Raw genomic sequence first — 21,635 nt, forward strand, 5'->3', positions numbered from 1 at the left:
CATGGCGGTGCTAGAAAGTATTTAAGCTATGGCGTGCGCTGCGGCAATCGGGGGTGGACCCGATAGGAGAGCCCCCATGTCCGCCGCCCTCGACACGCTTGCCGGCACCCTGATGGTGCCCACGATCCTGTTCTTCGTGCTCGGCCTTCTGGCCGCGTTCCTGCGCAGCGACCTGTCGATCCCGGAGGGCGCGGCGAAAATCATGTCGATCTACCTGCTGCTGGCGATCGGGTTCAAAGGTGGGCACAGCCTGTCCGAGCACGGTCTTGGCCCCGCGGTGCTGCTGGCGATCCTCGCCGGGCTGCTGCTGTCCTTCCTGATCCCCTTCCTCGCCTTCGTGCTGCTGCGCCTGATGACCCGGCTGGACGCGGTGAACGCCGCGGCGGTGGCGTGGCACTACGGGTCGATCTCGATCGTGACCTTCGTGGCCGCGAGCAGCTTGCTGTCGCTGTCGGGCATCGCCTTCGACGGCTACATGGTGGCGGTGGCGGCCAGCATGGAGGTGCCGGCGATCCTCTCGGCGCTGTGGATCGCCGCCCGGCAGCCCGGGCGCGGCACCGTCGGAAAGGTCCCGGCCCGCGCGCTTTTCGCCAATGGCTCGATCGTGCTGCTTGCGGGGGCCTTCGTGATCGGGGCCGTCACCCGTGACGAGGGGATGGAGATGATCGCCCCCTTCGTCGTCACGCCCTTCCTCGGCATCCTGTGCCTGTTCCTGCTGGACATGGGCCTCTCGGCGGGCTGGAGCCTGTCTGCCAATCGTCACCTGCTGACGCCGGGCCTGTTCTGCTTCGGGCTGGTGATGCCGCTTGCCGGCGCGATGCTGGGCTGGGCGCTGGGCACCGCCATCGGGCTGCAGGTGGGCAGCCTGTTCTTGCTGATGGTGCTGGCGGCCTCCGCCTCCTACATCGCGGTGCCTGCCGCCATGCGGATCGCGCTGCCGAAGGCGGAGGCGGGGATTTCCCTTACGCTGTCGCTGGGCGTGACCTTCCCTTTCAACATCACCCTCGGCCTTCCGCTTTACCTCTGGCTGGCCGGCGGCGCCCCGTGAGGCGGACCGCCCTCAGCGTCGCGACGGGTAGAGGCGCCGGTTCGTCTCGTCGGCATAGCGCCGCAGGCAGTAGTGCTCGTTCAGCGTGCCAAGCACGGTCATGTCGCTTCCGACCACGGCCATGGTGTCGGCCTCGTTGCGGGCGAAGGTATTGATCGCATCGCGCACGGTCTGCTCGGGGCGCAGCCAGGCCGAGGTGTAGCGGGCGACGCTGGAGACCCGCTCCTTGGGGTCGAGCTCGTCCCAGTGCAGGTCGGTCATCTGGCACATGCCGGCATAGCTGTCGGTCTCGTCGAGGATCGGCACCGCCTTGGTCGAGCCCAGCGGAAAGCGCCGCCGCGCCTCGGCGATGGTGGTCGTGGTGGTGATCGTGCTCGAGGTGCGCCGCATCAGCCGCCCGACGGTCAGATCGCGGATCCAGCCCACGTCTGTGGCCGAGCGGATCGTCTCGCCGCGCAGATGGAAGCGCCAGGTCGAGAAGCTGAAGCCGAAGAACTGGCGCACGATGGAGGTCGAGAGCAGCGCCGAGAACAGCACCGCCAGCGCCAGCGGCAGGCTTTGCGTCATTTCGAGCGCGAGAAAGCTCATCGCCAGCGGCGCGCCGATGATCGAGGTGGCCAGCGCGCACATGCCCACGACGGCGAAGACGACGATGGGGATCTGCAGGCCGAAGGCCAGCATCCAGCCGATGGCGAAGGCCTTGCCGAGGATCGCGCCCAGCAGCAGCGAGGCGAAGAAAAGCCCGCCGCGAAACCCCGAGCCGAGCGAGACGATCGAGGCGAGGGTCTTGAGGGCGAAGAGGCCCAGCAGCGCCCAGAGCGTCATGTCCGTTTCGATCACCAGGCGCATCGCGCCGTGTCCCGAGGACAGGACCTGCGACGAGACCAGCGCCAGCAGCCCCACGGCGAGGCCGCCGATCATCGGCTGTGTCCAGCCGGGGATCGGGCTCTTGCCGAACAAGCGCTCCATCAGCGCGACGGAGCGCATGATGCCGATGCCGACGCCGGCGGCCAGCACTGTCAGAAGCGCGATGGGCAGGTAGCCCTCGCCCGGGATCTGCCCGGCGAAGAACAGGCTGGGGCCATGGCTGTCGGTCACCAGCCGGGTCACCGCGGTGGCCGCGATCGAGGCGGCCAGCACCGGCAGCAGCGCCGCCACAGTATAGGTCGCCAGCACCAGCTCGAAGGCGTAGAAGGCGCCCGCCAGCGGCGCGTCGAAGGCCGCGGCGATGGCGCCCCCGGCCCCGGCGGCGACAAGCTGGCGCAGGTCCTCGCGCCGCAGGCGCAGCCGCTGCCCCAGCCAGGAGGCGCCGCCCGAGGCGATCTGCGTATAGGCCGCCTCCATCCCGACCGAGCCGCCGAAGCCGCTGGACAGGAGGGTCTGCGCGCTGATGTAGAGGCTGCCGGGCACGCCGACCTTGCCGCCGCCGACGGCATTGGCCTCGATCGGGTCGGCGACACGGCGGAACCAGCGCCGCCCGACAAGGTAGCTCAGCCCCACGAGAAGGCCGCCCGCGACCGGTCCGGCGAAGGCGCGCAGCGGGTCGATCCCCTCCGCGCCGCTGACCGGCACCGCCGCGCCGAAGATCCAAAGGCCCATCAGCTGGATCAGCCCCTGCATCGCGACCACCGCCAGCCCCGAGAGGATGCCGACGAGGGCCGCGAGGCCGGTATAGGCGATCTCGTTGCGCCGGATCAGCGTGCGCAGCCGGAACGGCGCAACGAGGCGTCGCAGGACCGATCGCCTGCCGGAGGAGCGCAAGCGAGCGGGCACTCTTCCCATCAGCCCCGTGTATAGGCCTGGTAAAGGTCGTTCACCCGCGCGGTCATCGGGCCGGGCTTGCCGGTGCCGATGGGGCGGCCGTCGATGCTGGCCACGGGGGTGATGCCGCCAAGCGTGCCGGTCACGAAGGCCTCGTCGGCCGAGTAGACCTCGGACAGGGTGAAGGGCGCCTCACGCACCGTGTATCCGGCATCCTTCCACACCTTCATGGCTTTCTTGCGGGTGATGCCGTTGAAACAGGTCATCCCGTCCGAGGTCCAGAGCTCTTCGCCCCGGATGACGAAGAAGTTCGTCGAATTGCACGAGGCGACGAAGCCGCGGTCGTCCAGCATCAGCGCCTCGTCCGCGCCCATGTTGATCGCCTGGATCAGCGCCTGGATGAAGTTCAGCCGGCTGTGCGAGTTCAGGCGCAGGTCGAAGACATCCGGCGTCGAGCAGCGGATGGTCGAGGTCATCAGCTTGAGGCCGCGTTCCTTCAGCTCGGCATTGGGCTGCTTCCATTCGGCGACGATGACGATCGTCGCGCCGCCGACGATGAAACGCGGATCCTGGTTCGGCGTCGACTTGCGCCCGCGCGAGATCATGATGCGGATGTGGACGCCGTCTTCCATTCCGTTGTGGCGCAGACACTTCCAGATTTCCTCGACGATGCCGGCCTTATCGTACCCGATGTCGAGCTGGATCGAGCGCGCGCCTTCGAACATGCGGTCGATGTGCTCGTCCACGGCCAGAAGCTTGCCGTCGATCAGGCGGATGCCTTCCCAGACGCCGTCGCCAAGCACGAAGCCCGCGTCGAAGATCGAGACCTTGGCCTCGTCGCGGGCAAAGAATTCGCCATCGACGTAGATCTCCACGCCGTCGTTGCGCGGGTCTTTCGCGTAGCTCTGGGAGGACGAGCTGCTGAGGGGTGTCATGGTGCTACCTTGGGTTTGGTCGGTCAGAATGCGAATTCGCCGAAGCGGCGCAGGAAGTCCTGCGTGCGCGGCTTGCTGGGCGTCTTGAGAACCTCGTCGGGGGTGCCGACCTCGTGGAAGACGCCGTCGGCGAGGAAGATCACCTTGGTGGCGAAGTGGTAGGCGAAGCCCAGCTCGTGGGTGACGAGAAGCATGGTGCGCTTCTCTTCGGCCAGCTGCTTGATGACGCGCAGCACCTCGCCCACCAGTTCCGGATCGAGCGAGGAGGTCGGCTCGTCGAAGAGCAGGATTTCGGGCTGCATCGACAGCGCGCGGGCGATGGCGACGCGCTGCTGCTGGCCGCCCGACAGGCGCCCGGGCCAGGCCGAATGCTTGTCCGTGAGACCGACCTTGGCAAGCTCGGCCTCGGCGATGCGGCGCGCCTCGGGCTTCGGCAGGCCCTTCACCGTCACCAGCCCCTCCATGACGTTGTCGAGAACGCTCATGTGGGGAAAGAGGTTGAACTGCTGGAACACCATGCCCAGCCGTTCGCGCACCTGGCACAGCTGCTTCTCGGGGTAGGTGACGGTGCCCTTCCGCTCGAGGCCGATGCGCGTGCCGTCGAGCCGGATCTCGCCCTCGCTCAGCACCTCCATGAAGTTCAGGCAGCGCAGGAAGGTGGATTTGCCCGAGCCCGAGCCGCCGATGATCGCGACGCGCTCGCCCGGCTCGACGGTGAAGTCGATGCCCTTGAGCACGTGGTGATCGCCGAAGCGCTTGTGCAGGCCCCTGACGTCCAGGATGGGATGTGCGGTCATTTGTGGGGTCCTTTCCGGGTCAGTTCGACCGCGCCAGGTGCTTTTCGAGGCGCCCGGCAAGGAAGGTGCCGGGGTAGATCAGCACGAAGTAGATGAAGGCCACCGCCGTCAGGATCTCGAAGGGGCGGTAGTAGGTCGAGGACAGCAGCCGGCCCTGGTACATCAGCTCGTGCACCGAGATCACCGAGGCCAGCGAGGACATCTTGGCGACCTCGATGGTGCGGTTGGTGAAGGCCGGCAGCATCCGCTTGACCACCTGCGGCAGGATCACCCGGCGCATCGCCTGCGCCCGGCTCATGCCGATGGCCAGCGCGCCTTCCATCTGCCCGCGGTGGATCGACCGGATGCCGCCGCGAAAGATCTCGGAGGCATAGGCCGAGGTGTTCAGCACCAGCGCCAGCAAGGCGGCGGCATAGGGGCTGAGCTGGAGGCCGACGAGGATCGGGAAGGCGTAGAAGAACCAGATCAGCTGGATCAGCACCGGCGTGTCGCGGAACAGCTCCACGTAGACGAGGCTGACGCCGCGCAGCCAGCCGCTGCGCGCGAGCCGCGCCTGCGCCAGGAGAAAGCCGCCGGCCAGCCCGATGAGGATGGAGGGGATCCAGATCTCGATGGTGACCAATAGCCCGCGCAGCAGGACGATCCAGTTGTCGGTGACGATGCTGAAGTCGGGGACGTAGTTCATCCGGGCCTCCTCACTGGTAGGCCGTGAGCCGGGCTTCGGCGAGGCGGGCCAGCTGGCTCGCCGTGACCAGAAGCACGAGGTACATCAAGGCGATGGTCGTATAGACCTCGAGCGGGCGGAAGGTCTCGGCGTTCACCATCATCGCCTGGTAGAGCAGGTCGGCATAGGCCAGCGTCGAGGCCAGCGCCGTCGTCTTCAGCAGCTCGAAGCTGCGCTCGATGAAGGGCGGCACCATGCGCGAGATCGCCTGCGGCACGATCACCCGGCGCATCAGCGCGGCATGGGTCATGCCGAGCGCGCGCCCGCCTTCCCATTGCCCGCGCTCGATCGAGACGATGCCGCCCCGGAACACCTCGGCATAGAAGGCGCCGGACTGCGTCGAAAGCGCGAGGACGGCGGCGGCATAGGGATCGAGGCTGACGGCCAGCATCACCGGCAGCGCGTAGAAGAACCAGAAGAAGTGAACGATCGGCGGCGTGTTGCGGTAGAACTCGATGAAGACCAGCGCCGGGACGCTCAGCCAGCGGCGCGGCGAGAGGCGCATCATCGCGAGGACGAGCCCGACGAGGACGCCCAGCACGATCGAGACGGCCGCGATCTTGACGGTATTGAGCAGCCCCAGCGCGAGCATGTCGAAACGCTCGAGCACCGGGCCGAAGTCCCAGGAATACTCCATGCGGCGGCTTTCGTTGGATCAGGGGAGGGGCGCGGACCGGGCGGCGGGCGGCCGGTCCGCGCGGGGCCTTACCAGTCTTCCTTGACGAGGCCCGGGATGGTGCTGGCGTCGATGTCCTTGGTCGCAAGGTAGGCATCGAAGAGCTCGTCCGGCACGCCAGCGTCGTAAAGCTCGGCGAAGGTGGTGTTCACCCAGTCGAGGAACTCGGTGCTGTCCTCCTGGCGCATGCCGGCCGAGGTGGCGACGGGTTCGACCGGCTCGGGCAGGATCACCTCGCCGATCTGCAGCCGCGCGTATTGCACGACGAGCGCGGGGTGGAACTGCACCACCGCGTCGATGCGGCCGGCGGCGAAGGCGGCGATCGCCTCGTCGTTCGAGGCGAAGCGGCTGATCTGCGCCTCGTCCATCATCTCGGTGACGTTGCGGTCCAGCGAGGTGCCGAGCGTGACGCCGATCCGCGTCTCGGGCGTGTCGAGGGCATCCCAGCTCGTGACATCGGTCCCCTCCTGCACCAGCGCGCCCATGGCGTAGTAGAACAGCGGGTTTTCCGGGAAATCGAGCGCCTGGCGGCGCTCCTCGGTCGGGTCGAGCACGAACATGATGTCGAACTGGTTGGCCTGAAGGCCCGCCACCGCATTGGCCCAGGAGGTCTCGACGGGCACCATCTGAACGCCCAGATCCTCGGCCATGCGGCTGCCCATGGCCACGCCGACGCCGGTCCATTCCTCGGACATCGGGTCCTTGTAGAACCAGGGCTCGGCAGCGGCGACGCCGATGCGCAGCTCGCCCGAATCCATCACCTGCGCCATGGTGCCGCCGTCCTGCGCGCGGGCCATGGGGGCGAGGGCCATCGCGGCGGTGGCCGCGAGGATGAGGGTCCGTCTTTTCATGTCATTCTCCTGTTGGTTTCCGCCTTCTCCGCCTCGATCGAGGCGACGAAGGCCATCGTCTTGCCCAGCCCGCGGCGCATGTGGTCGCGGATCTCGTCCTTCATCTGCTCGCAGCTGTCGCCAAGGGCGAGGCGGACGTAGTCGTCGTGGCTTTCGCGCTTGGGGCCCATGATGCCGTGGGCGCGGTGATGCGCGGCCCAATACAGCTGCAGCCGGGCACGGATGGCGCCCCAGCTCGTAAGCAGAATGCCGTTGGCGCAGGTCTCGTAGGCCAGGCCGTGCAGGTCGAGCTCGGCGTCGATGGAGCGGATGTCGTCGCCCGCGTCGATCGCCGACAGGAGGGCGTGGTGCCGCGCCAGCAGCGCCTCGCGGAAGGCCTGGTCCCGGCGCGCCCAGATCTGCTCGAAGGCGAAGATCTCGAGGCAGATGCGCATGGAATAGATGTCGTCGATATCGGTCGAGGTCAGCTGCAGCACCCGCGTGCCGGTATAGGGCACGGTGACCAGCAGCCCCTCGTCCATCAGCTGGCGCATCGCCTCACGCATTGGCCCGCGGCTGACGCCGAACCGCAGGGCGAGCCCGGTCTCCGTCACCGCGTCGCCGGGCTCGAACTCTCCCGACAGGATGGCGCTGCGCAGAAGGCCGCCCAGCTGGGCCCCCATCGTCTCGCGCCTGATCATGCTGGTCATCGAAGATTCTCTCGGCGGATCGTGCTGTGTAGATTGTCTACAATGTCGATGAGCAGCTGTGCGGGAAATCGGTCGCAGATTGTCTACAATCTTGCTGCTGTGATGTTGTTGCCTAATAATGGGGCAATAGCCTTGCGGGTTAGCCCTCTTATTGGGCGCTTCGTCGCGCGATGCCGGTGTCTGGCACGGCCCTTGGGGGCTCGGGGCCTGCCCGGACCGCAAGGCGCAGCCGGGGGAGGGGGCTCTGCCCCCTCGGCCCTGGCGGGCCTCACCCCCGGGATATTTGGAAAGAGAAGAAGGGGGCGCGGCTCAGGCGAAGTAGTCCGTGAGGATCCGGGCGTAGACCGTCTTGAGGCGGTGGATCTGCGCGATCTCGACGCGTTCGTCGACGGCATGCATGGTCTTGCCGACCAGCCCCAGTTCGACCACCGGGCAGTGGTCCTTGACGAAGCGCGCGTCCGAGGTGCCGCCGGTGGTCGACAGGACAGGCGCCGCGCCCGTCTCTGCCTCGACCGCCGCCGAGACCAGCGCCGAAAGCTCGCCCGGCGGGGTGATGAAGCTCTCGCCCGAGACGGTGATGTCGAGGTCCAGCCGCACGCCGGTCGCCTTGGCCACCTCCGCCGCCTCGGCCTGCAGCCAATCGCTCAGCGAGGCGCCGGAATGCCGGTCGTTGAAGCGGATGTTGACGGTGGCGCGGGACTGCGCGGGAATGACATTGGTGGCGGGGTTGCCGGTATCGACGGTGACCACGGCGAGGGTCGAGGGGTCGAAATGCGCGGTGCCCTGGTCCAGCTCGGCCGTATCGAGCCGGTGCAGCAGCGCGACCATGGCCGTCAGCGGGTTCTTCGCGCGGTGCGGATAGGCCGAATGGCCCTGCACGCCGGTGGCGGTGATGCGGGCGGTCAGTGAGCCGCGGCGACCGATCTTGATCATCTCGCCGAAGGTTTCGGGGCAGGTCGGCTCTCCGACGATGCAGTGGCTCATCGCCTCGCCCGCCTCGTCCATCCAGTCGAGGATGGCGCGGGTGCCGTCGGTGCCCAGCCCCTCCTCGTCGCCTGTGATCGCCAGGATCACGGCGCCGTCGGGCGGCGTATCCGTGACGAAGTCGATGGCGGCGGCGGCGAAGGCGGCAACGCCGGATTTCATGTCCGTGGCGCCGCGGCCCCAGAGGTAGCCGTCCTTCTGCACCGCGCCGAAGGGATCGACGGACCAGTCGCCCGGGTTGCCCACCGGCACGACATCGGTATGGCCGTTGAAGCCGAAGCTGCGGTTGGCGCCGCGGCGGCCCCAGCGGGCATAGAGGTTCGGGGTGCCGTTCCGGTCGGTGCGCGTGCACTCGAACCCGGCCTGCGAGAGCAGGCCTTCGAGCAGGGTCAGCGCGCCGCCCTCTTCGGGTGTGACCGAGGGGCAGCGGATCAGATCGGCGGTCAGCGCGACGGGATCGGTGGTCATTGCGGGGCCTTTCCGTCGAAGAAGGGCGTCATCTGGGCGACCACCACGCTGCTTTCGTCGAGCGCGCGCTGCATCAGGCCCCGTTCCTCGTCCGAGATGTCGTGCCCTTCCTCGAGCCGCTCCTCGAGGGTGCCGTAGCCCGTCACGTCGAGCGGGGCGAGATCGGCCTGCTTGAGGATGGCGACCGTCTCGCGCACGGCCTCGGCCTCGTCCACGCCGGAGGCATAGCACATCAGGGCGGCGCCGCTGGCCTCCTTGGGCAGCCCGTCGCCGGCCTTGCGCCCGACCTCGACGAGAAGCGTGTAGACCTGCTGCTTGTTCGTCTTGTCGCTCATGCGGCCTCCGTCCGTCCTGTGCCCGCTTGCTGGCACCGCCGCCCGCCGGGTGCAAGCGCCGGACGGCAAAAGGGCCGCCCCGGCATCTGCCGGGACGGCCCTTTCTCGGTCAAGCGGGCGGTGCCTACTTGCGGATGGCGCGCACGATGGCGATCAGCGCACAGGCGCCGATGAAGCCGGCAATCAGGTACGCGATCCAGCTCTCGGCGGCGTAGAGGCCAAGCAGCGTGCCAAACACGAAGTTGAACAGCGCGGCGCCGAGGATGCCGAGGATGATGTTCATGATGATGCCCATGTTGGACTTCATGAACTGCTCGGCGAGCCAGCCGGCAATCCCGCCGATAATGATCGAGGCAATCCAGCCCATCTTCTTCTCCTGCAGTCGTTATCAGCCCGGAGTATCCGGGCGCTTCGGGAGCAGAACGCATGTTTTCACTCGAATGTTCCCGAACTTTTTAACCAAGCAGTGGAACTAAACACGCCCGTGGCAAAATAGACGCGGTCCGGGATCAGTCGCGCAGCAGCTCGTTCACCGCCGTCTTGGAGCGGGTCCGCTCGTCCACGCGCTTGACGATGACCGCGCAGTAGAGGTTCACGCCGTTCTTCGAGGGCAGGGAGCCGGAGACGACAACGGAGTAGGGAGGCACCTCGCCGTAGAAGACTTCGCCGCTCTCGCGGTCGACGATCTTGGTCGACTTGCCGATGTAGACGCCCATGCCGAGGACCGAGCCCTCGCGCACGATGCAGCCCTCGACCACCTCGGAGCGGGCGCCGATGAAGCAGCCGTCCTCGATGATCGTCGGCTCGGCCTGCAGCGGCTCGAGCACGCCGCCGATGCCGACGCCGCCCGAAAGGTGCACGTTCTTGCCGATCTGCGCGCAGGAGCCGACGGTGGCCCAGGTATCGACCATGGTGCCGCTGTCCACATAGGCGCCGAGGTTCACGAAGCTGGGCATCAGCACCACGCCGGGGGCGATATAGGCGCTGCGGCGGACGATGGCGTTCGGCACGGCGCGGAAGCCGGCGTCGCGCCAGCGGTTCTCGCCCCAGCCCTTGAACTTGCTGTCGACCTTGTCCCACCAGCCGCCGCCCTGGGGGCCGCCCTCCTGCGGGGCCATGTCCTTGATCCGGAAGCCAAGGAGCACGGCTTTCTTGGCCCATTGGTTGACCGTCCAGGTGCCGTCCGTCCCGCGTTCGGCGACGCGCAGGGCGCCGCTGTCCAACGCCTCGAGCGTGGCCTCGATCGCCTCGACGCTCTCGCCGGTGCTGGTTGGGCTCAGGGCGTCGCGGCGCTCCCAGGCGGCCTCGATGGCGGTTTCGAGCGCGGCGGTGTCGGTCTGTGCGGTCATGGGGCCTCCGGGCACTGTCATTGTCGGGCGCGTTTCGCTATACCCCCGAAGCTCACGGCGCCGCAACGCGCGCCGTTCCCGCAACGGCACCCGGAGGCCGCATGACCGACGACAGGCGTCACAGCAGGATGCGCGACAGCGTCGAGGATATCCGCACCGCGAGCGACGTGCCCGACACGCCGCAGACCCGGTCGCCGACCTATCGCCTGGCCTTTGCCGACGACGACTTCCTGCTGCGCACGGACCTGCGCCCGATGCGCCTGCAGCTTGAGCTTCTGAAGGCCGAGCTGGCGCTGGACGAGGCCGGGATCAACTCGACGGTGGTGCTGTTCGGCGGCGCCCGCATCCGCGAGCGGGCCGAGGATGCCGCCAATCCCGCCGTGGCCGAGCTGTCGCGCTATTACGGCGAGGCGCGCCGCTTCGCCGCGCTGGTGACGGAGCGGTCGATGAAGGCCGGCGGGCACGAGGATGTCGTCGTCACCGGCGGCGGGCCCGGCGTGATGGAGGCCGGCAACCGCGGCGCCGCCGATGTCGGCGGGCGCTCCATCGGGCTGAACATCGTGCTGCCGCACGAGCAGGCGCCGAACCTCTACGTCACGCCCGAGCTGGCCTTCAACTTTCACTACTTCGCCATCCGCAAGATGCATTTCCTGATGCGCGCGCGGGCGATCTGCGTCTTTCCCGGCGGCTTCGGCACGCTCGATGAGCTGTTCGAGACGCTGACCCTGATCCAGACCGGGCGGATGCCGGTGATGCCGGTGCTGCTGTTCGGCCGCGCCTTTTGGGAAAACGTCATCAACCTTCAGGCGCTGGTCGAGGGCGGCACCATCGCCGCCGAGGACCTCGACCTCTTCCGCTATGTCGAGACGGCGGACGAGGCGCTGGCGCTGATGGACGACTGGCCGGATCAGGACCAGCGCCGCCACCACATCCCCGGCCGCAAGGAGTAGCCGGGGGCAGGGCCTAGCCCTGCGGCACCTCCAGCTCCTGCATCGGGCTCGCGGCGGGGCATTGCACCGCCGCGATGGCGGCCTGCGCGAGGAAGGCGCCGGCGCGGCCGACGTCCTCGCGCAGGACGATCATCTCGGGGCGGAAGAGCTGCAGGAAGGGCACCGCCTCCTTGCCGGCGATGTCGATGTCGGCGCCAAGGCGGCGACCCTGCGCCTCGGCCGCGGCGACGGCGGCCATGGCGGCCATCGGCGAAAAGGCGAGGATCGCGTCGATCCCCGGACGCTCGGCCAGCGCCTCGTCGATCGCGCCGCGCAGCACCTCGATGCTCTCGTCGCTGTCCCGCCCCAGGACAGTCAGGGTAAGGCCGAGCGAGGCCGCCTCGGCCCGGGCGCTGTCGCGGCTGTGCCGGCCGTAGCTTTGCGTCGCGGGCGGGGCGATCACCAGCACGTCGTGGCGCCCCCGCGCGGCCAGCTTCCGCAGCGCCACCTGCGCGACCACCGCATTGTCGAAGTCGAACCAGGCGTGGCGATCCGCCCAGTCGGTGCGCCCATGCGTGGCGAAGGGGAATGACCGCTCCATCAGGTAGGCGACACGGGGATCGCGCGGCTGCGTCTGGTTGAAGATCACCGCATCGGCCGAGCCGCTTTCGACGATGTAGCGAATCGGCTTCATCGGGTCGTCCGAGGGGAAGAAGGGCGTGACGATCAGGTGGTAGCGGCTGCCGCGCAGCGTCTCGGCCATGCCCGAGATCAGCCGTGCCGTGTGGTTCATCATGTCGTGCTCGGTCGAAAGCACGAGGCTGATGACGCTGGTGCGCCCGGTGCGCAGGCGAACCCCGGCGCGGTTGGGCACATAGCCGATCTCGTCCGCGATGCGCCGCACCAGCACCTTGGTCGCCGCGCCGATGTCCGGCGCATCGTTCAGCGCCCGGCTGACGGTGGCGACGGCCAGGCCCGAGAGTTGCGCGATGGTCTTCAGCGTCGGCTTGCCCGGCTCGCGCAGTGCCGCCGGGGTCACGACGCGATGTGCTGCACCGCGGCGAGAGGGCGTGGGTTTGGGCTGGGTCTGCGGAGGCCGGGCCTTGTTCATCAGGGGTCTGAAACCTCGCAACGCGATGCTGCACCTGCACTAAGGATGTTGCGCAGTTGCAGAGAACTCTTGCATAAAATTACTTGCAGGTATTTTCTAAATCGATATAGAAAGTTTTACAACGATTTAGGGAGGAGCTAATCGTGACAGGGATCAATCGCTGGCTGAGCGGGACCGCCATCGCGTCCGCCTTGGCCGTCACCGCCGGGTCTGCCGGTGCCGTGGAACTTGAGGTCATGCACTGGTGGACCAGCGGCAGCGAGGCAGGCGCTGTTCAGGAATTCGCCAATGCCTTCAACGACCGCACCGACAACACCTGGGTCGACGGCGCGATCGCCGGCGGCGGCGACGTGGCCCGCCCGGTCATGGTCAGCCGGATCCTCGGTGGCGATCCGCCGGGCGCCTTCCAGTTCAACCACGGTCGTCAGGCCGAGGAGCTGATCGAGGCCGGCCTGATGCTGGATCTCACCGATGTCGCGGAAGAGCAGGGCTGGGCCGATGTGATCAACCCGCCCTCCCTTCTGGATGCCTGCACCTACGAGGGCCGGATCTACTGCGCCCCGGTGAACATCCACTCCTGGCAGTGGATGTGGCTGAACGACGCGACCTTCGAAGAGGCCGGCGTCGAGGTTCCGACGAACTGGGAAAGCTTCACCGAGACCGCCCCCGCCCTGCGCGAGGCCGGCATCGTGCCGCTGGCCGTCGGCGGTCAGCCCTGGCAGCAGAACGGCGCCTTCGGCGTGATGGCGCTGGCGCTGGCGGGTGAAGAAGCCTGGCTCGCCGTGAACCAGGACAAGGATGCCGAAGTCGCCCGCGGCGAAGACTATGCCCGGGCCTTCCAGGCCTTCGGCGAAGCGCGCGAAATGGCCGACGGCGTCTCGGTGCAGGACTGGAACCAGGCGACCAACGCCGTGATCCAGGGCGAGGCCGCAGCGCAGATCATGGGCGACTGGGCGCAGGGCGAATTCGCCATGGCCGACATGGTCGCGGGCGAGGACTACGAATGCCTGCCGGGCCTCGGCGACATCGCGATCCTCGATGCCGGCGGCGATGCCTTCTACTTCCCGCAGCAGAGCGACCCCGAGGTCGAGGCCGCGCAGAAGGAGCTCGCGGCCCTGCTTCTGGACCCCGAGGTTCAGGTCGCGTTCAACTCGGTCAAGGGCTCGCTCCCGGTGCGGGGTGACGTCGACCTCGGCAGCGTGAACGAGTGCACGCAGAAGGGTCTTCAGCTTCTGGCCGACGGCAACGTCGTTCCCTCCGGCACCGCGCTGCTGTCGCCGGATACCACGAACTCGCTCAACGACCTGATGACCGAGTTCTGGAACACCCCCTCGATGACCCCCGAGGACGTGCAGGAGCAGTACGCCCAGATCATCGAACAGGCGGACTGACGCCGCCCGGACGGCCCGCCCGATGGGTGGCGGGCCGTCCCCACACGCTCCGGCCTCGCCGCCGGCCCGGGGAGGGGCCAGCGAGGGCCACGCCCCCAGCCGCAAGGTGGCCCGCTTAGGGCCGGCGCCGTGGACGGAGCGAAAGACCGGACCCGACCGGGTCCACCCTGAGGGAGGAGTTTCAATGGCCGTCGCAGAAGACGCCGGGTCCACCGGCCACAGAGCCGCCGCTTCATCGGGCGCCAAACGCCCAAGCCGGCTGCTGCGCAACCCGATGTCGAAGATCGCGCTCGTGCCGATGATCGCGATCGCGCTCGTCGTCTTTCTGGGCGGGACGGTTTGGACTATCGTCTATTCCTTCACCGACTCCGGCCTTCTGCCGCGGCTCGACTGGGCCGGGCTCGAGCAGTACGACCGGCTCTGGTCGACGCGAAAATGGATCGTCTCGATCCAGAACCTCGCGCTTTACGGCTTTGCCTCGATGATCGGCACGCTGGTGATCGGCTTCACCCTCGCCGCGCTGCTGGACCGCAAGATCCGCTTCGAGGGCGTCTTCCGCTCGATCTTTCTCTATCCCTTCGCGCTCAGCTTCATCGTCACCGGCCTCGTCTGGCAGTGGATCCTGAACCCGCAGTTCGGCGTTCAGGGCATCGTGCGCGGCTGGGGCTGGGAAAGCTTTTCCTTCGACCCGCTGAACAATCCCAACATCGTCATGTGGGGCCTGCTGATCGCCGGCCTCTGGCAGGGCACGGGCCTCGTGATGTGCATCATGCTCGCCGGCCTGCGCGGCATCGACGAGGACATCTGGAAGGCCTCCCGCGTCGACGGCATCCCGGTCTGGAAGACCTACATCCGCGTCATCATCCCGATGATGCGCCCGGTCTTCGTCACCGCGCTGGTGCTGATCGCCAGCGGCATCGTGAAGCTTTACGACCTCGTCGTCGCGCAGACCGGCGGCGGGCCGGGCATCAGCAGCGAGGTGCCGGCGAAATACGTGATGAGCGCCATGTTCGGCAGCCAGAACCTTGGCCAGGGCTTTGCCGCCTCCTCGATGATGCTGCTGAGCGTCGTGATCATCCTGATCCCCTGGGCCTACCTCGAATTCGGAGGCAAGAAGCGTGGCTAATCCCGCAACACTCGGCGCCACGGGCGCAGCCATGGATGCCTCGCGCGGGCAGATGTCCTCGGACCATCACCGCGGACCGCGTCCGAAAAAGGCCCTCTCGCGGCGCAACATCATGCTCTACGGCGTGCTGATCGTCGTCTCGCTCTACTACCTGCTGCCGCTTTACGTGATGATCGTCACATCGCTGAAGGGGATGCCGGAAATCCGCATGGGCAATGTCTTCGGCCCGCCGCTCGAGGTGACCTTCGAGCCATGGGCCAAGGCCTGGAGCCAGGCCTGTACCGGCATCAATTGCGACGGCCTCAGCCGCGGCTTCTTCAACTCGGTGCAGATCCTGATCCCCTCGGTCCTGATGTCGATCGCGGTGGCCAGCGTCTCGGGCTACGCGCTGAGCATGTGGAAATTCCGCGGGTCCGAGGTTTTCTTCACCATCCTGCTGATGGGCGCCTTCATCCCCTATCAGGTGATGATCTACCCGGTGGTGCTGCTCCTGCGGAACATGGGCCTTTTTGGCAGCCTCTCGGGTCTGGTGCTGGTGCACACGGTCTTCGGCATGCCGATCCTCGTGCTGCTGTTCCGGAACTACTTCGCCTCGCTCCCGGTGGAGCTGTTCAAGGCGGCGCGCGTCGACGGCGCGGGATTCTGGCAGATCTTCTTCCGGATCATGGCCCCGATGAGCCTGCCGATCTTCGTCGTCGCGATGATCCTGCAGGTCACCGGCATCTGGAACGACTTCCTCTTCGGCGTGATCTACACGCGCCCGGACCAGTACCCGATGACCGTCCAGCTCAACAACATCGTCAACTCGGTGCAGGGCGTGAAGGAATACAACGTCAACATGGCCGCCACGCTGCTGACCGGCCTCGTGCCGCTCACCGTCTACTTCGTCTCCGGCAAGCTCTTCGTCCGCGGCATCGCCGCCGGCGCGGTGAAAGGATAACTCCCGATGAACGACATGTCCCAGACCGCCACCGGCAACCCGTCTGTCAGCATCCAGGACCTCGACCTGTCCTTCGGCGCCGTGAAGGTGCTGCAGGGGCTGAACCTCGACATCGCGGAGGGCGAGTTCCTCGTGCTTCTCGGGTCTTCGGGCTGCGGCAAGTCCACGCTTCTGAACTGCATCGCCGGGCTGCTCGACGTCAGCGACGGGCAGATCTGGATCAAGGGCAAGAACGTCACATGGGCCGAACCCTCTGACCGGGGCATCGGCATGGTGTTCCAGTCCTACGCGCTCTACCCGCAGATGACGGTGAAGGGGAACCTGAGCTTCGGGCTGAAGAACGCCCGCGTGCCCAAGGACGAGATCGAGCGGCGGGTGGCCCGCGCCGCCGAGGTGCTGCAGATCGAGCCGCTGCTGGACCGCAAGCCGGGCGCCCTGTCGGGCGGCCAGCGTCAGCGTGTCGCCATCGGCCGGGCGCTGGTGCGCGACGTCGACGTCTTCCTCTTCGACGAGCCCTTGTCCAACCTCGACGCCAAGCTGCGCGCCGACCTGCGGGTCGAGCTCAAGCGCCTGCACAACCAGCTGCAGAACACGATGATCTACGTCACCCACGACCAGGTCGAGGCGATGACGCTGGCCGACCGGATCGCGATCATGAAGGGCGGCGAGATCATGCAGCTCGGCAGCCCGGACGAGATCTACAATCGCCCGCGCAACCGCTACGTGGCCGACTTCATCGGCTCGCCTTCGATGAACTTCATGGACGGGCACCTCGAGAACGGCGTGTTCAGCACCGACGAGCTGAGAATGCCGATGGATGGCTACGAGTTCACCGCGCGCCAGCCCGGCGGCCCCGCCATCCTCGGCATCCGGCCCGAGCATGTGGTGACCGGAGAGCTCGTCTCCGGCGCCCCGGTCCAGCACGAGGTGACGGTCGATCTGGTCGAACCCATGGGCTCCGACACGCTGGTCTGGGCGAAGCTGGGCGAGCAGATCTTCCGCATCCGCATGGACGGCCAGTCGCGCGTCAAGCCGGGCGAGACCATGGTGATCGGGCTCGACCCCTCGCGCGCATCCCTGTTCGATGCAGGCACCGAAGACAGACTGTGAGAGACACCTTGCCCGCAACGACCCGCGACCTGACCGGCGACGCCTGGACCCTGAGCGACGCCGACGAAGACTATTCCTGTCCCATCGCCCTGCCCGGCGATGGGGTCACCGCCCTGCAGCAGGCCGGGCTGATCCCGGACCCCTACTGGGGCCGCAACGAATACGACCTGCGCTGGATCTGCCACCGCGACTGGACCGTCACCCGCGATCTCGACCTCGATGAGACCGAGGTTGACTTGGTGCTGACCGGCCTCGATTGCGCGGCGCAGGTGCTGCTGAACGGGCAGCCGGTTCTCGAGGCGGCGAATGCGTTCCGCACCTGGCGGGCGGATCTGTCGGGCGCGGCGAAGGTCGGGAGCAACCGGCTGGAGATCCGGTTCCGCGCCCCGGTCGAGGCCGCGAACGAACGGCAGGCGGCACAGCCCTTCTACATCCCCTGGCACGAGGGGAACTGCCCGCTGCCCAACGGGAACATGCTGCGCAAGCCGCAGTGCGACTTCGGCTGGGACTGGAACATCGCCCTCGCGCCCTTCGGCGTCACCGGCGGCATCGTGCTCGAGCCGCGCCATGTCCCGCAGGTAAAGCGGTTGAGCGTTTCGCAGGACTGGCAGGGAGAGGCGGTGACGCTGCATGTCACCGCCCATGCCGAGAATGCCGAGGGGCAGGAGGCCCTTCTGCGCTTTGCCGGGCAGGAGGTGCGGGCAACCGTCACCGGCGGCACCGCCAGCGCCGCTTTCCACATCGAGACGCCGGAGCTCTGGTGGCCCAACGGCCTCGGGCCGCAGGTGCTGCACGATCTGAGCGTGACGGTGGGCGAGGCCGAGGCGCACCGCCGCATCGGCCTGCGCAGGATGGAGCTGGTGGCCGAAAAGGACGCCGCCGGCACCGCCTTCGGCATCCGCGTCAACGGCCATCCGGTCTTCGCCAAGGGCGCCAACTGGATTCCCGCCGACGCGCTGGCGGGGCGGATCACCGATGCCGCGACGCGCGATCTGCTGCAATCGGCGGCGGATGCCAACATGACGATGATCCGCGTCTGGGGCGGCGGGCGCTACGAGGCGGACAGCTTCTACGAGGCCTGCGACGAGCTGGGGCTGATGGTCTGGCAGGACTTCATGTTCGCCTGCCATCTCTACCCCTCGACGCCCGAGTTCCTGTCGGACGTCGAGCAGGAGGTGCGCGAGAACGTCGCCCGGCTGCACCACCATGCCTGCCTCGCGCTCTGGTGCGGCGACAACGAGCTGATCGGCGCGCTCGGCTGGTTCCCCGAAAGCACGAAGGACCGCGACCGCTACCTCGTGAACTACGACCGGCTCAACCGCGCGGTGGAGCGGGCGCTGAAGGAGACCGATCCGGGCGCCAACTGGTGGCCCAGCAGCCCCAGCCCCGGCCCGATGAGCTTTGGCGACGCCTGGCACGACGACAGCGCGGGCGACATGCACTTCTGGTCGGTCTGGCACGAGGGGCGCGATTTCGACCACTACCGCGACGTCTCGCCCCGCTTCTGTTCGGAGTTCGGCTTCCAGTCCTACCCGAACATGACGACGATCCGCACCTTTGCCGATCCGGCGGATTTCAACGTCGCGGCGCCGGTCTTCGAAAGCCACCAGAAGAACGCCGGCGGCAATGCCCGCATCGCCGAGACGATGTTCCGCTACTTCCGCTTTCCGCAGAAGTTCGAGGATTTCGTCTGGCTGTCGCAGATCCAGCAGGGGATCGCGATCAAGACCGCCGTGACCCACTGGCGCAGCCTCAAGCCGCATTGCATGGGCACGCTCTACTGGCAGCTCAACGACACATGGCCCGTCTGCTCCTGGTCCTCGCTGGATTACGGCGGCGAGTGGAAGCTGCTGCACCACATGGCAAAGGATTTCTACGCGCCGCTCACCGTCTCGGCTGTGCCGGAGGGCGGGGCGATCCGCCTTGTCGGCATTAACGACCACCGCGAGGCGCAGGAGATCACCGTCACTGCCCGCGCGCTGGGCATGAGCGGCGAGACGCGCGCGCTGGGGCAGGCGACCGCCACCCTCGGCGCCGATGCCGCCGAGGTTCTGCGGATCGAGGCGGGCGCGCTGGCCGAAGGCGAAGTTCTCGCCTTCGACTGGCGGTCCGCTGGGGGCGAGGGGCGTGACATCCACGCGCCCGAGCCCTGGAAAAGCTACGACCTGCGCGATCCGCAGGCCGTGCTCGACGTCGCCGAGGAGGGCGGCGTCTGGTGGGTCGAGGTTACGGCCCATGCCGCCCCCGCCTTCTTCGCGACGGTCGAGGCCGATGTGCCCGGCCGGCTGACGGATGCGGCGGGACACATCATGCCGGGCGAGACCGCCCGCATCGGTTTCACGCCGCGCGATCCGGGCGCGCGGCCGCGCTTTACCCTGCGCGATCTCTACACCGCCACCACGGCGGTCCCGGAGGGAGGAAAGGACTTCTGATGCACGTCTCTTATCAACTTTACTGCTCGCGCAAGTTCGGCCCGATCGAGGCCACGCTCGCGATGCTGGCCGAGGCCGGCTACCGCGAGGTCGAGGGCTACGGCGGCCTCTACGAGGACGTGAATTCGCTGGAAACGGCGCTGCAGGACACCGGGCTTGCCATGACCTCGGCCCATATCGGGCTCGATATGGTCGAGGGCGACCCCTCGCGCGTGCTCGGCATCGCCGAGCGGCTGGGCATCCAGAAGATCCTGGTGCCGCACCTCGCCCCCGATGCCCGCCCGACGGATGCCGCCGGATGGGAAGCTTTCGCCACCCGTCTGGTCAAGGCCGGGCAGCCCTACCGCGACGCGGGGCTGGTCTTCGGCTGGCACAACCACGACTTCGAGCTGGCCGATCTCGGCGGCGGGCGCACGCCGCTGGATATCCTGGCGCAGACGGACGGCATCGAGCTCGAGCTCGATCTCGGCTGGGTGCGCGTCGCCGGGCACGATCCGCTGGACTGGCTGACCCGCTACGGGCCGAAGATCACCGCCGCGCATGTCAAGGACATCGCCCCCGACGGGCAGGCGCAGGACGAGGACGGCTGGGCCGACGTGGGCCATGGCATCATGGACTGGGATGCGCTGTTCCCGGCGCTGCGCGAGGCGGGCGTCGATCACGTCGTGGTCGAACATGACAACCCCAGCGACGACCGCCGCATGGCGACCCGCTCGCTGGAAACCATCAAGGGATACGTGAAATGAGCGCGCTGGGCGTAGGCATCATCGGCTGCGGCAATATCTCGGCGGCCTACCTGCGGCTGGCGCCGCTGTTCAAGGACATCACCGTCAAGGCCGTGGCCGACATCAACCCCGAGGCCGCGAAGGCGCGAGCCGAGGAGTTCGGCGTCCGCGCCGAGACGGTCGAGGACATCCTTGCGGCGCAGGACGTGGACGTCATCGTCAACCTGACGGTGCCGGCGGCGCATTACGAGCTGACGCGCCGCATCCTCGAGGCGGGCAAGCACGCCTATTCCGAAAAGCCGCTGGTGCTGGAGCTGGATCAGGCCAAGGCCCTGCAGGAGCTGGCGGATGCCAAGAATCTGCGCATCGGCTCGGCCCCCGACACCTTCCTCGGCGGGGCGCATCAGGCCGCGCGCCGGGCGATCGACGACGGCACGACGGGCCGCATCCTTGGCGGCACCTGCCACGTCATGAGCCGCGGGATGGAGCATTGGCATCCCAACCCCGACTTCTTCTTCCTGCCCGGCGCCGGGCCGGTCCTCGATATCGGGCCCTACTACGTCACCAACCTGATCCAGCTGATCGGGCCGGTGAAGGCGGTGACGGCAATGTCCAGCTCTGCCTGGAGCGAGCGGACCATCGCCAACGGTGCGCGCACCGGAGAGGTGCTGCCGGTGAAGACGCCGACCAACATCCACGCCATCCTCGAGTTCGAGAACGGCGCGGTCGTCACGCTGGGCGCCAGCTGGGACATCCATGCCCATCGCCATGCCAACATGGAGCTTTACGGCGAGAACGCCTCGCTCTACGTGCCCGACCCGAACTTCTTCGGCGGCAAGGTCGAGCTGGCGGGTCCCGAGGCGGCGGTGCTCGACGGCGCCGACCATCCCTTCGGCGCGCCGAACCAGGATGTCGGCACCGCCAAGGAGCAGGCGAACTACCGCACCGCGGGCCTTGCCGACATGGCCGCCGCGATCCGCGAGGGGCGGCCGCATCGCTGCAGCCTCGATCTCGCGGTGCATGCGATCGACGTGATGACCTCGATCCTCAAGGCAGGCGAGCAGCGCGGCTACGTCGAGATGACGACCACCTGCGAGCGGCCCGCCCCGATGACAGCCGAGGACGCGCGCGCCCTGATGGCCTGAGGCTGACCAGCCCCGCGGCCGGGTGCGGCCGCGGGGCAAACCGCCTTGAACTTCGCGCCGATCCCGACGAGTGCTGCGCGCCGGGGAGGAGGGGACGCGCCCCTCCAAC

The 21,635-nt window shown here is 67.8% G+C and carries 21 protein-coding genes; 9 read left to right on the forward strand and 12 right to left on the reverse strand.

Going from position 1 to position 21,635, the window contains the following annotated elements; all coding sequences use genetic code 11:
• Window positions 1–76: 76 nt before the first annotated feature.
• The gene (locus tag DFP88_RS07115) at window positions 77–1,048 is read left to right on the forward strand and encodes a sodium-dependent bicarbonate transport family permease (RefSeq protein WP_110813756.1); all 972 of its coding nucleotides are present in this window, start codon (window positions 77–79) and stop codon (window positions 1,046–1,048) included.
• Between the two features lie 12 nt (window positions 1,049–1,060).
• On the opposite strand, the gene DFP88_RS07120 is transcribed toward DFP88_RS07115, so the two are convergent.
• The 11 genes from DFP88_RS07120 to dapD all read right to left on the reverse strand — a co-directional run bounded on the left by DFP88_RS07120 (window position 1,061) and on the right by dapD (window position 10,617).
• Window positions 1,061–2,821 carry a chloride channel protein gene (locus DFP88_RS07120; RefSeq protein ID WP_220032300.1) on the reverse strand — a complete coding sequence of 587 codons (1,761 nt, stop codon included), beginning with the start codon at window positions 2,819–2,821 and terminating at the stop codon, window positions 1,061–1,063.
• An 8-nt stretch (window positions 2,822–2,829) separates the two neighbouring features.
• Window positions 2,830–3,744 carry an aminotransferase class IV gene (locus DFP88_RS07125; protein ID WP_110813758.1) on the reverse strand — a complete coding sequence of 305 codons (915 nt, stop codon included), beginning with the start codon at window positions 3,742–3,744 and terminating at the stop codon, window positions 2,830–2,832.
• Window positions 3,745–3,767: 23 nt separating this feature from the next.
• The gene (locus DFP88_RS07130; RefSeq protein WP_110813759.1) at window positions 3,768–4,541 is read right to left on the reverse strand and encodes an amino acid ABC transporter ATP-binding protein; all 774 of its coding nucleotides are present in this window, start codon (window positions 4,539–4,541) and stop codon (window positions 3,768–3,770) included.
• Window positions 4,542–4,560: 19 nt separating this feature from the next.
• Window positions 4,561–5,226, reverse strand: coding sequence for an amino acid ABC transporter permease (locus DFP88_RS07135; protein WP_110813760.1), 666 nt, complete (start codon window positions 5,224–5,226; stop codon window positions 4,561–4,563).
• 10 nt (window positions 5,227–5,236) lie between these two features.
• Entirely contained in the window at window positions 5,237–5,902 is a 666-nt protein-coding gene (locus DFP88_RS07140) for an amino acid ABC transporter permease (RefSeq protein ID WP_110813761.1), read from the reverse strand.
• A gap of 68 nt (window positions 5,903–5,970) precedes the next feature.
• On the reverse strand, window positions 5,971–6,792 hold the full coding sequence (locus tag DFP88_RS07145; protein ID WP_110813762.1) for a transporter substrate-binding domain-containing protein: 822 nt from the start codon (window positions 6,790–6,792) through the stop codon (window positions 5,971–5,973).
• Entirely contained in the window at window positions 6,789–7,481 is a 693-nt protein-coding gene (locus DFP88_RS07150) for a GntR family transcriptional regulator (protein WP_110813763.1), read from the reverse strand. The genes DFP88_RS07145 and DFP88_RS07150 overlap by 4 nt, the downstream gene beginning before the upstream one ends.
• A gap of 309 nt (window positions 7,482–7,790) precedes the next feature.
• Window positions 7,791–8,933: a succinyl-diaminopimelate desuccinylase gene (gene dapE / locus DFP88_RS07155; RefSeq protein WP_110813764.1), complete on the reverse strand. Its 1,143-nt coding sequence runs from the start codon at window positions 8,931–8,933 to the stop codon at window positions 7,791–7,793.
• Window positions 8,930–9,268, reverse strand: coding sequence for a hypothetical protein (locus tag DFP88_RS07160; protein WP_110813765.1), 339 nt, complete (start codon window positions 9,266–9,268; stop codon window positions 8,930–8,932). The genes dapE and DFP88_RS07160 overlap by 4 nt, the downstream gene beginning before the upstream one ends.
• Window positions 9,269–9,392: 124 nt before the next feature.
• On the reverse strand, window positions 9,393–9,635 hold the full coding sequence (locus DFP88_RS07165; RefSeq protein WP_220032301.1) for a GlsB/YeaQ/YmgE family stress response membrane protein: 243 nt from the start codon (window positions 9,633–9,635) through the stop codon (window positions 9,393–9,395).
• A gap of 142 nt (window positions 9,636–9,777) precedes the next feature.
• Complete coding sequence (dapD, locus tag DFP88_RS07170; protein ID WP_110813767.1) at window positions 9,778–10,617, reverse strand: 2,3,4,5-tetrahydropyridine-2,6-dicarboxylate N-succinyltransferase; 840 nt, start codon at window positions 10,615–10,617, stop codon at window positions 9,778–9,780.
• A gap of 101 nt (window positions 10,618–10,718) precedes the next feature.
• Here dapD and DFP88_RS07175 point away from each other — a divergent pair, with 101 nt between their 5' ends.
• Window positions 10,719–11,567, forward strand: coding sequence for an LOG family protein (locus tag DFP88_RS07175; protein ID WP_110813768.1), 849 nt, complete (start codon window positions 10,719–10,721; stop codon window positions 11,565–11,567).
• A 13-nt stretch (window positions 11,568–11,580) separates the two neighbouring features.
• On the opposite strand, the gene DFP88_RS07180 is transcribed toward DFP88_RS07175, so the two are convergent.
• On the reverse strand, window positions 11,581–12,585 hold the full coding sequence (locus DFP88_RS07180; protein ID WP_245904726.1) for a LacI family transcriptional regulator: 1,005 nt from the start codon (window positions 12,583–12,585) through the stop codon (window positions 11,581–11,583).
• A gap of 224 nt (window positions 12,586–12,809) precedes the next feature.
• On the opposite strand from DFP88_RS07180, the gene DFP88_RS07185 reads away from it, so the two are divergent.
• From DFP88_RS07185 to DFP88_RS07215, 7 genes are all read left to right on the forward strand, one after another.
• On the forward strand, window positions 12,810–14,048 hold the full coding sequence (locus DFP88_RS07185) for an ABC transporter substrate-binding protein (protein ID WP_425450821.1): 1,239 nt from the start codon (window positions 12,810–12,812) through the stop codon (window positions 14,046–14,048).
• A gap of 274 nt (window positions 14,049–14,322) precedes the next feature.
• Window positions 14,323–15,174: a carbohydrate ABC transporter permease gene (locus tag DFP88_RS07190; RefSeq protein WP_425450822.1), complete on the forward strand. Its 852-nt coding sequence runs from the start codon at window positions 14,323–14,325 to the stop codon at window positions 15,172–15,174.
• Between the two features lie 31 nt (window positions 15,175–15,205).
• A complete protein-coding gene (locus tag DFP88_RS07195; RefSeq protein WP_110813771.1) occupies window positions 15,206–16,114 on the forward strand; it encodes a carbohydrate ABC transporter permease in 909 nt (302 codons plus the stop codon).
• 6 nt (window positions 16,115–16,120) lie between these two features.
• The gene (locus DFP88_RS07200) at window positions 16,121–17,224 is read left to right on the forward strand and encodes an ABC transporter ATP-binding protein (RefSeq protein WP_110813772.1); all 1,104 of its coding nucleotides are present in this window, start codon (window positions 16,121–16,123) and stop codon (window positions 17,222–17,224) included.
• Window positions 17,225–17,232: 8 nt separating this feature from the next.
• Window positions 17,233–19,656, forward strand: a complete 2,424-nt coding sequence (locus DFP88_RS07205) for a beta-mannosidase (protein ID WP_110814178.1) — start codon at window positions 17,233–17,235, stop codon at window positions 19,654–19,656.
• Window positions 19,656–20,402, forward strand: coding sequence for a sugar phosphate isomerase/epimerase family protein (locus DFP88_RS07210; RefSeq protein WP_342767696.1), 747 nt, complete (start codon window positions 19,656–19,658; stop codon window positions 20,400–20,402). Before DFP88_RS07205 ends, DFP88_RS07210 begins: the two co-directional genes overlap by 1 nt.
• Complete coding sequence (locus DFP88_RS07215) at window positions 20,399–21,526, forward strand: Gfo/Idh/MocA family protein (protein ID WP_110813773.1); 1,128 nt, start codon at window positions 20,399–20,401, stop codon at window positions 21,524–21,526. The genes DFP88_RS07210 and DFP88_RS07215 overlap by 4 nt, the downstream gene beginning before the upstream one ends.
• Window positions 21,527–21,635: the final 109 nt, after the last annotated feature.

Origin of the sequence: Pseudoroseicyclus aestuarii (assembly GCF_003217255.1) — a bacterium.
In the GTDB taxonomy this organism is placed as follows: domain Bacteria; phylum Pseudomonadota; class Alphaproteobacteria; order Rhodobacterales; family Rhodobacteraceae; genus Pseudoroseicyclus; species Pseudoroseicyclus aestuarii.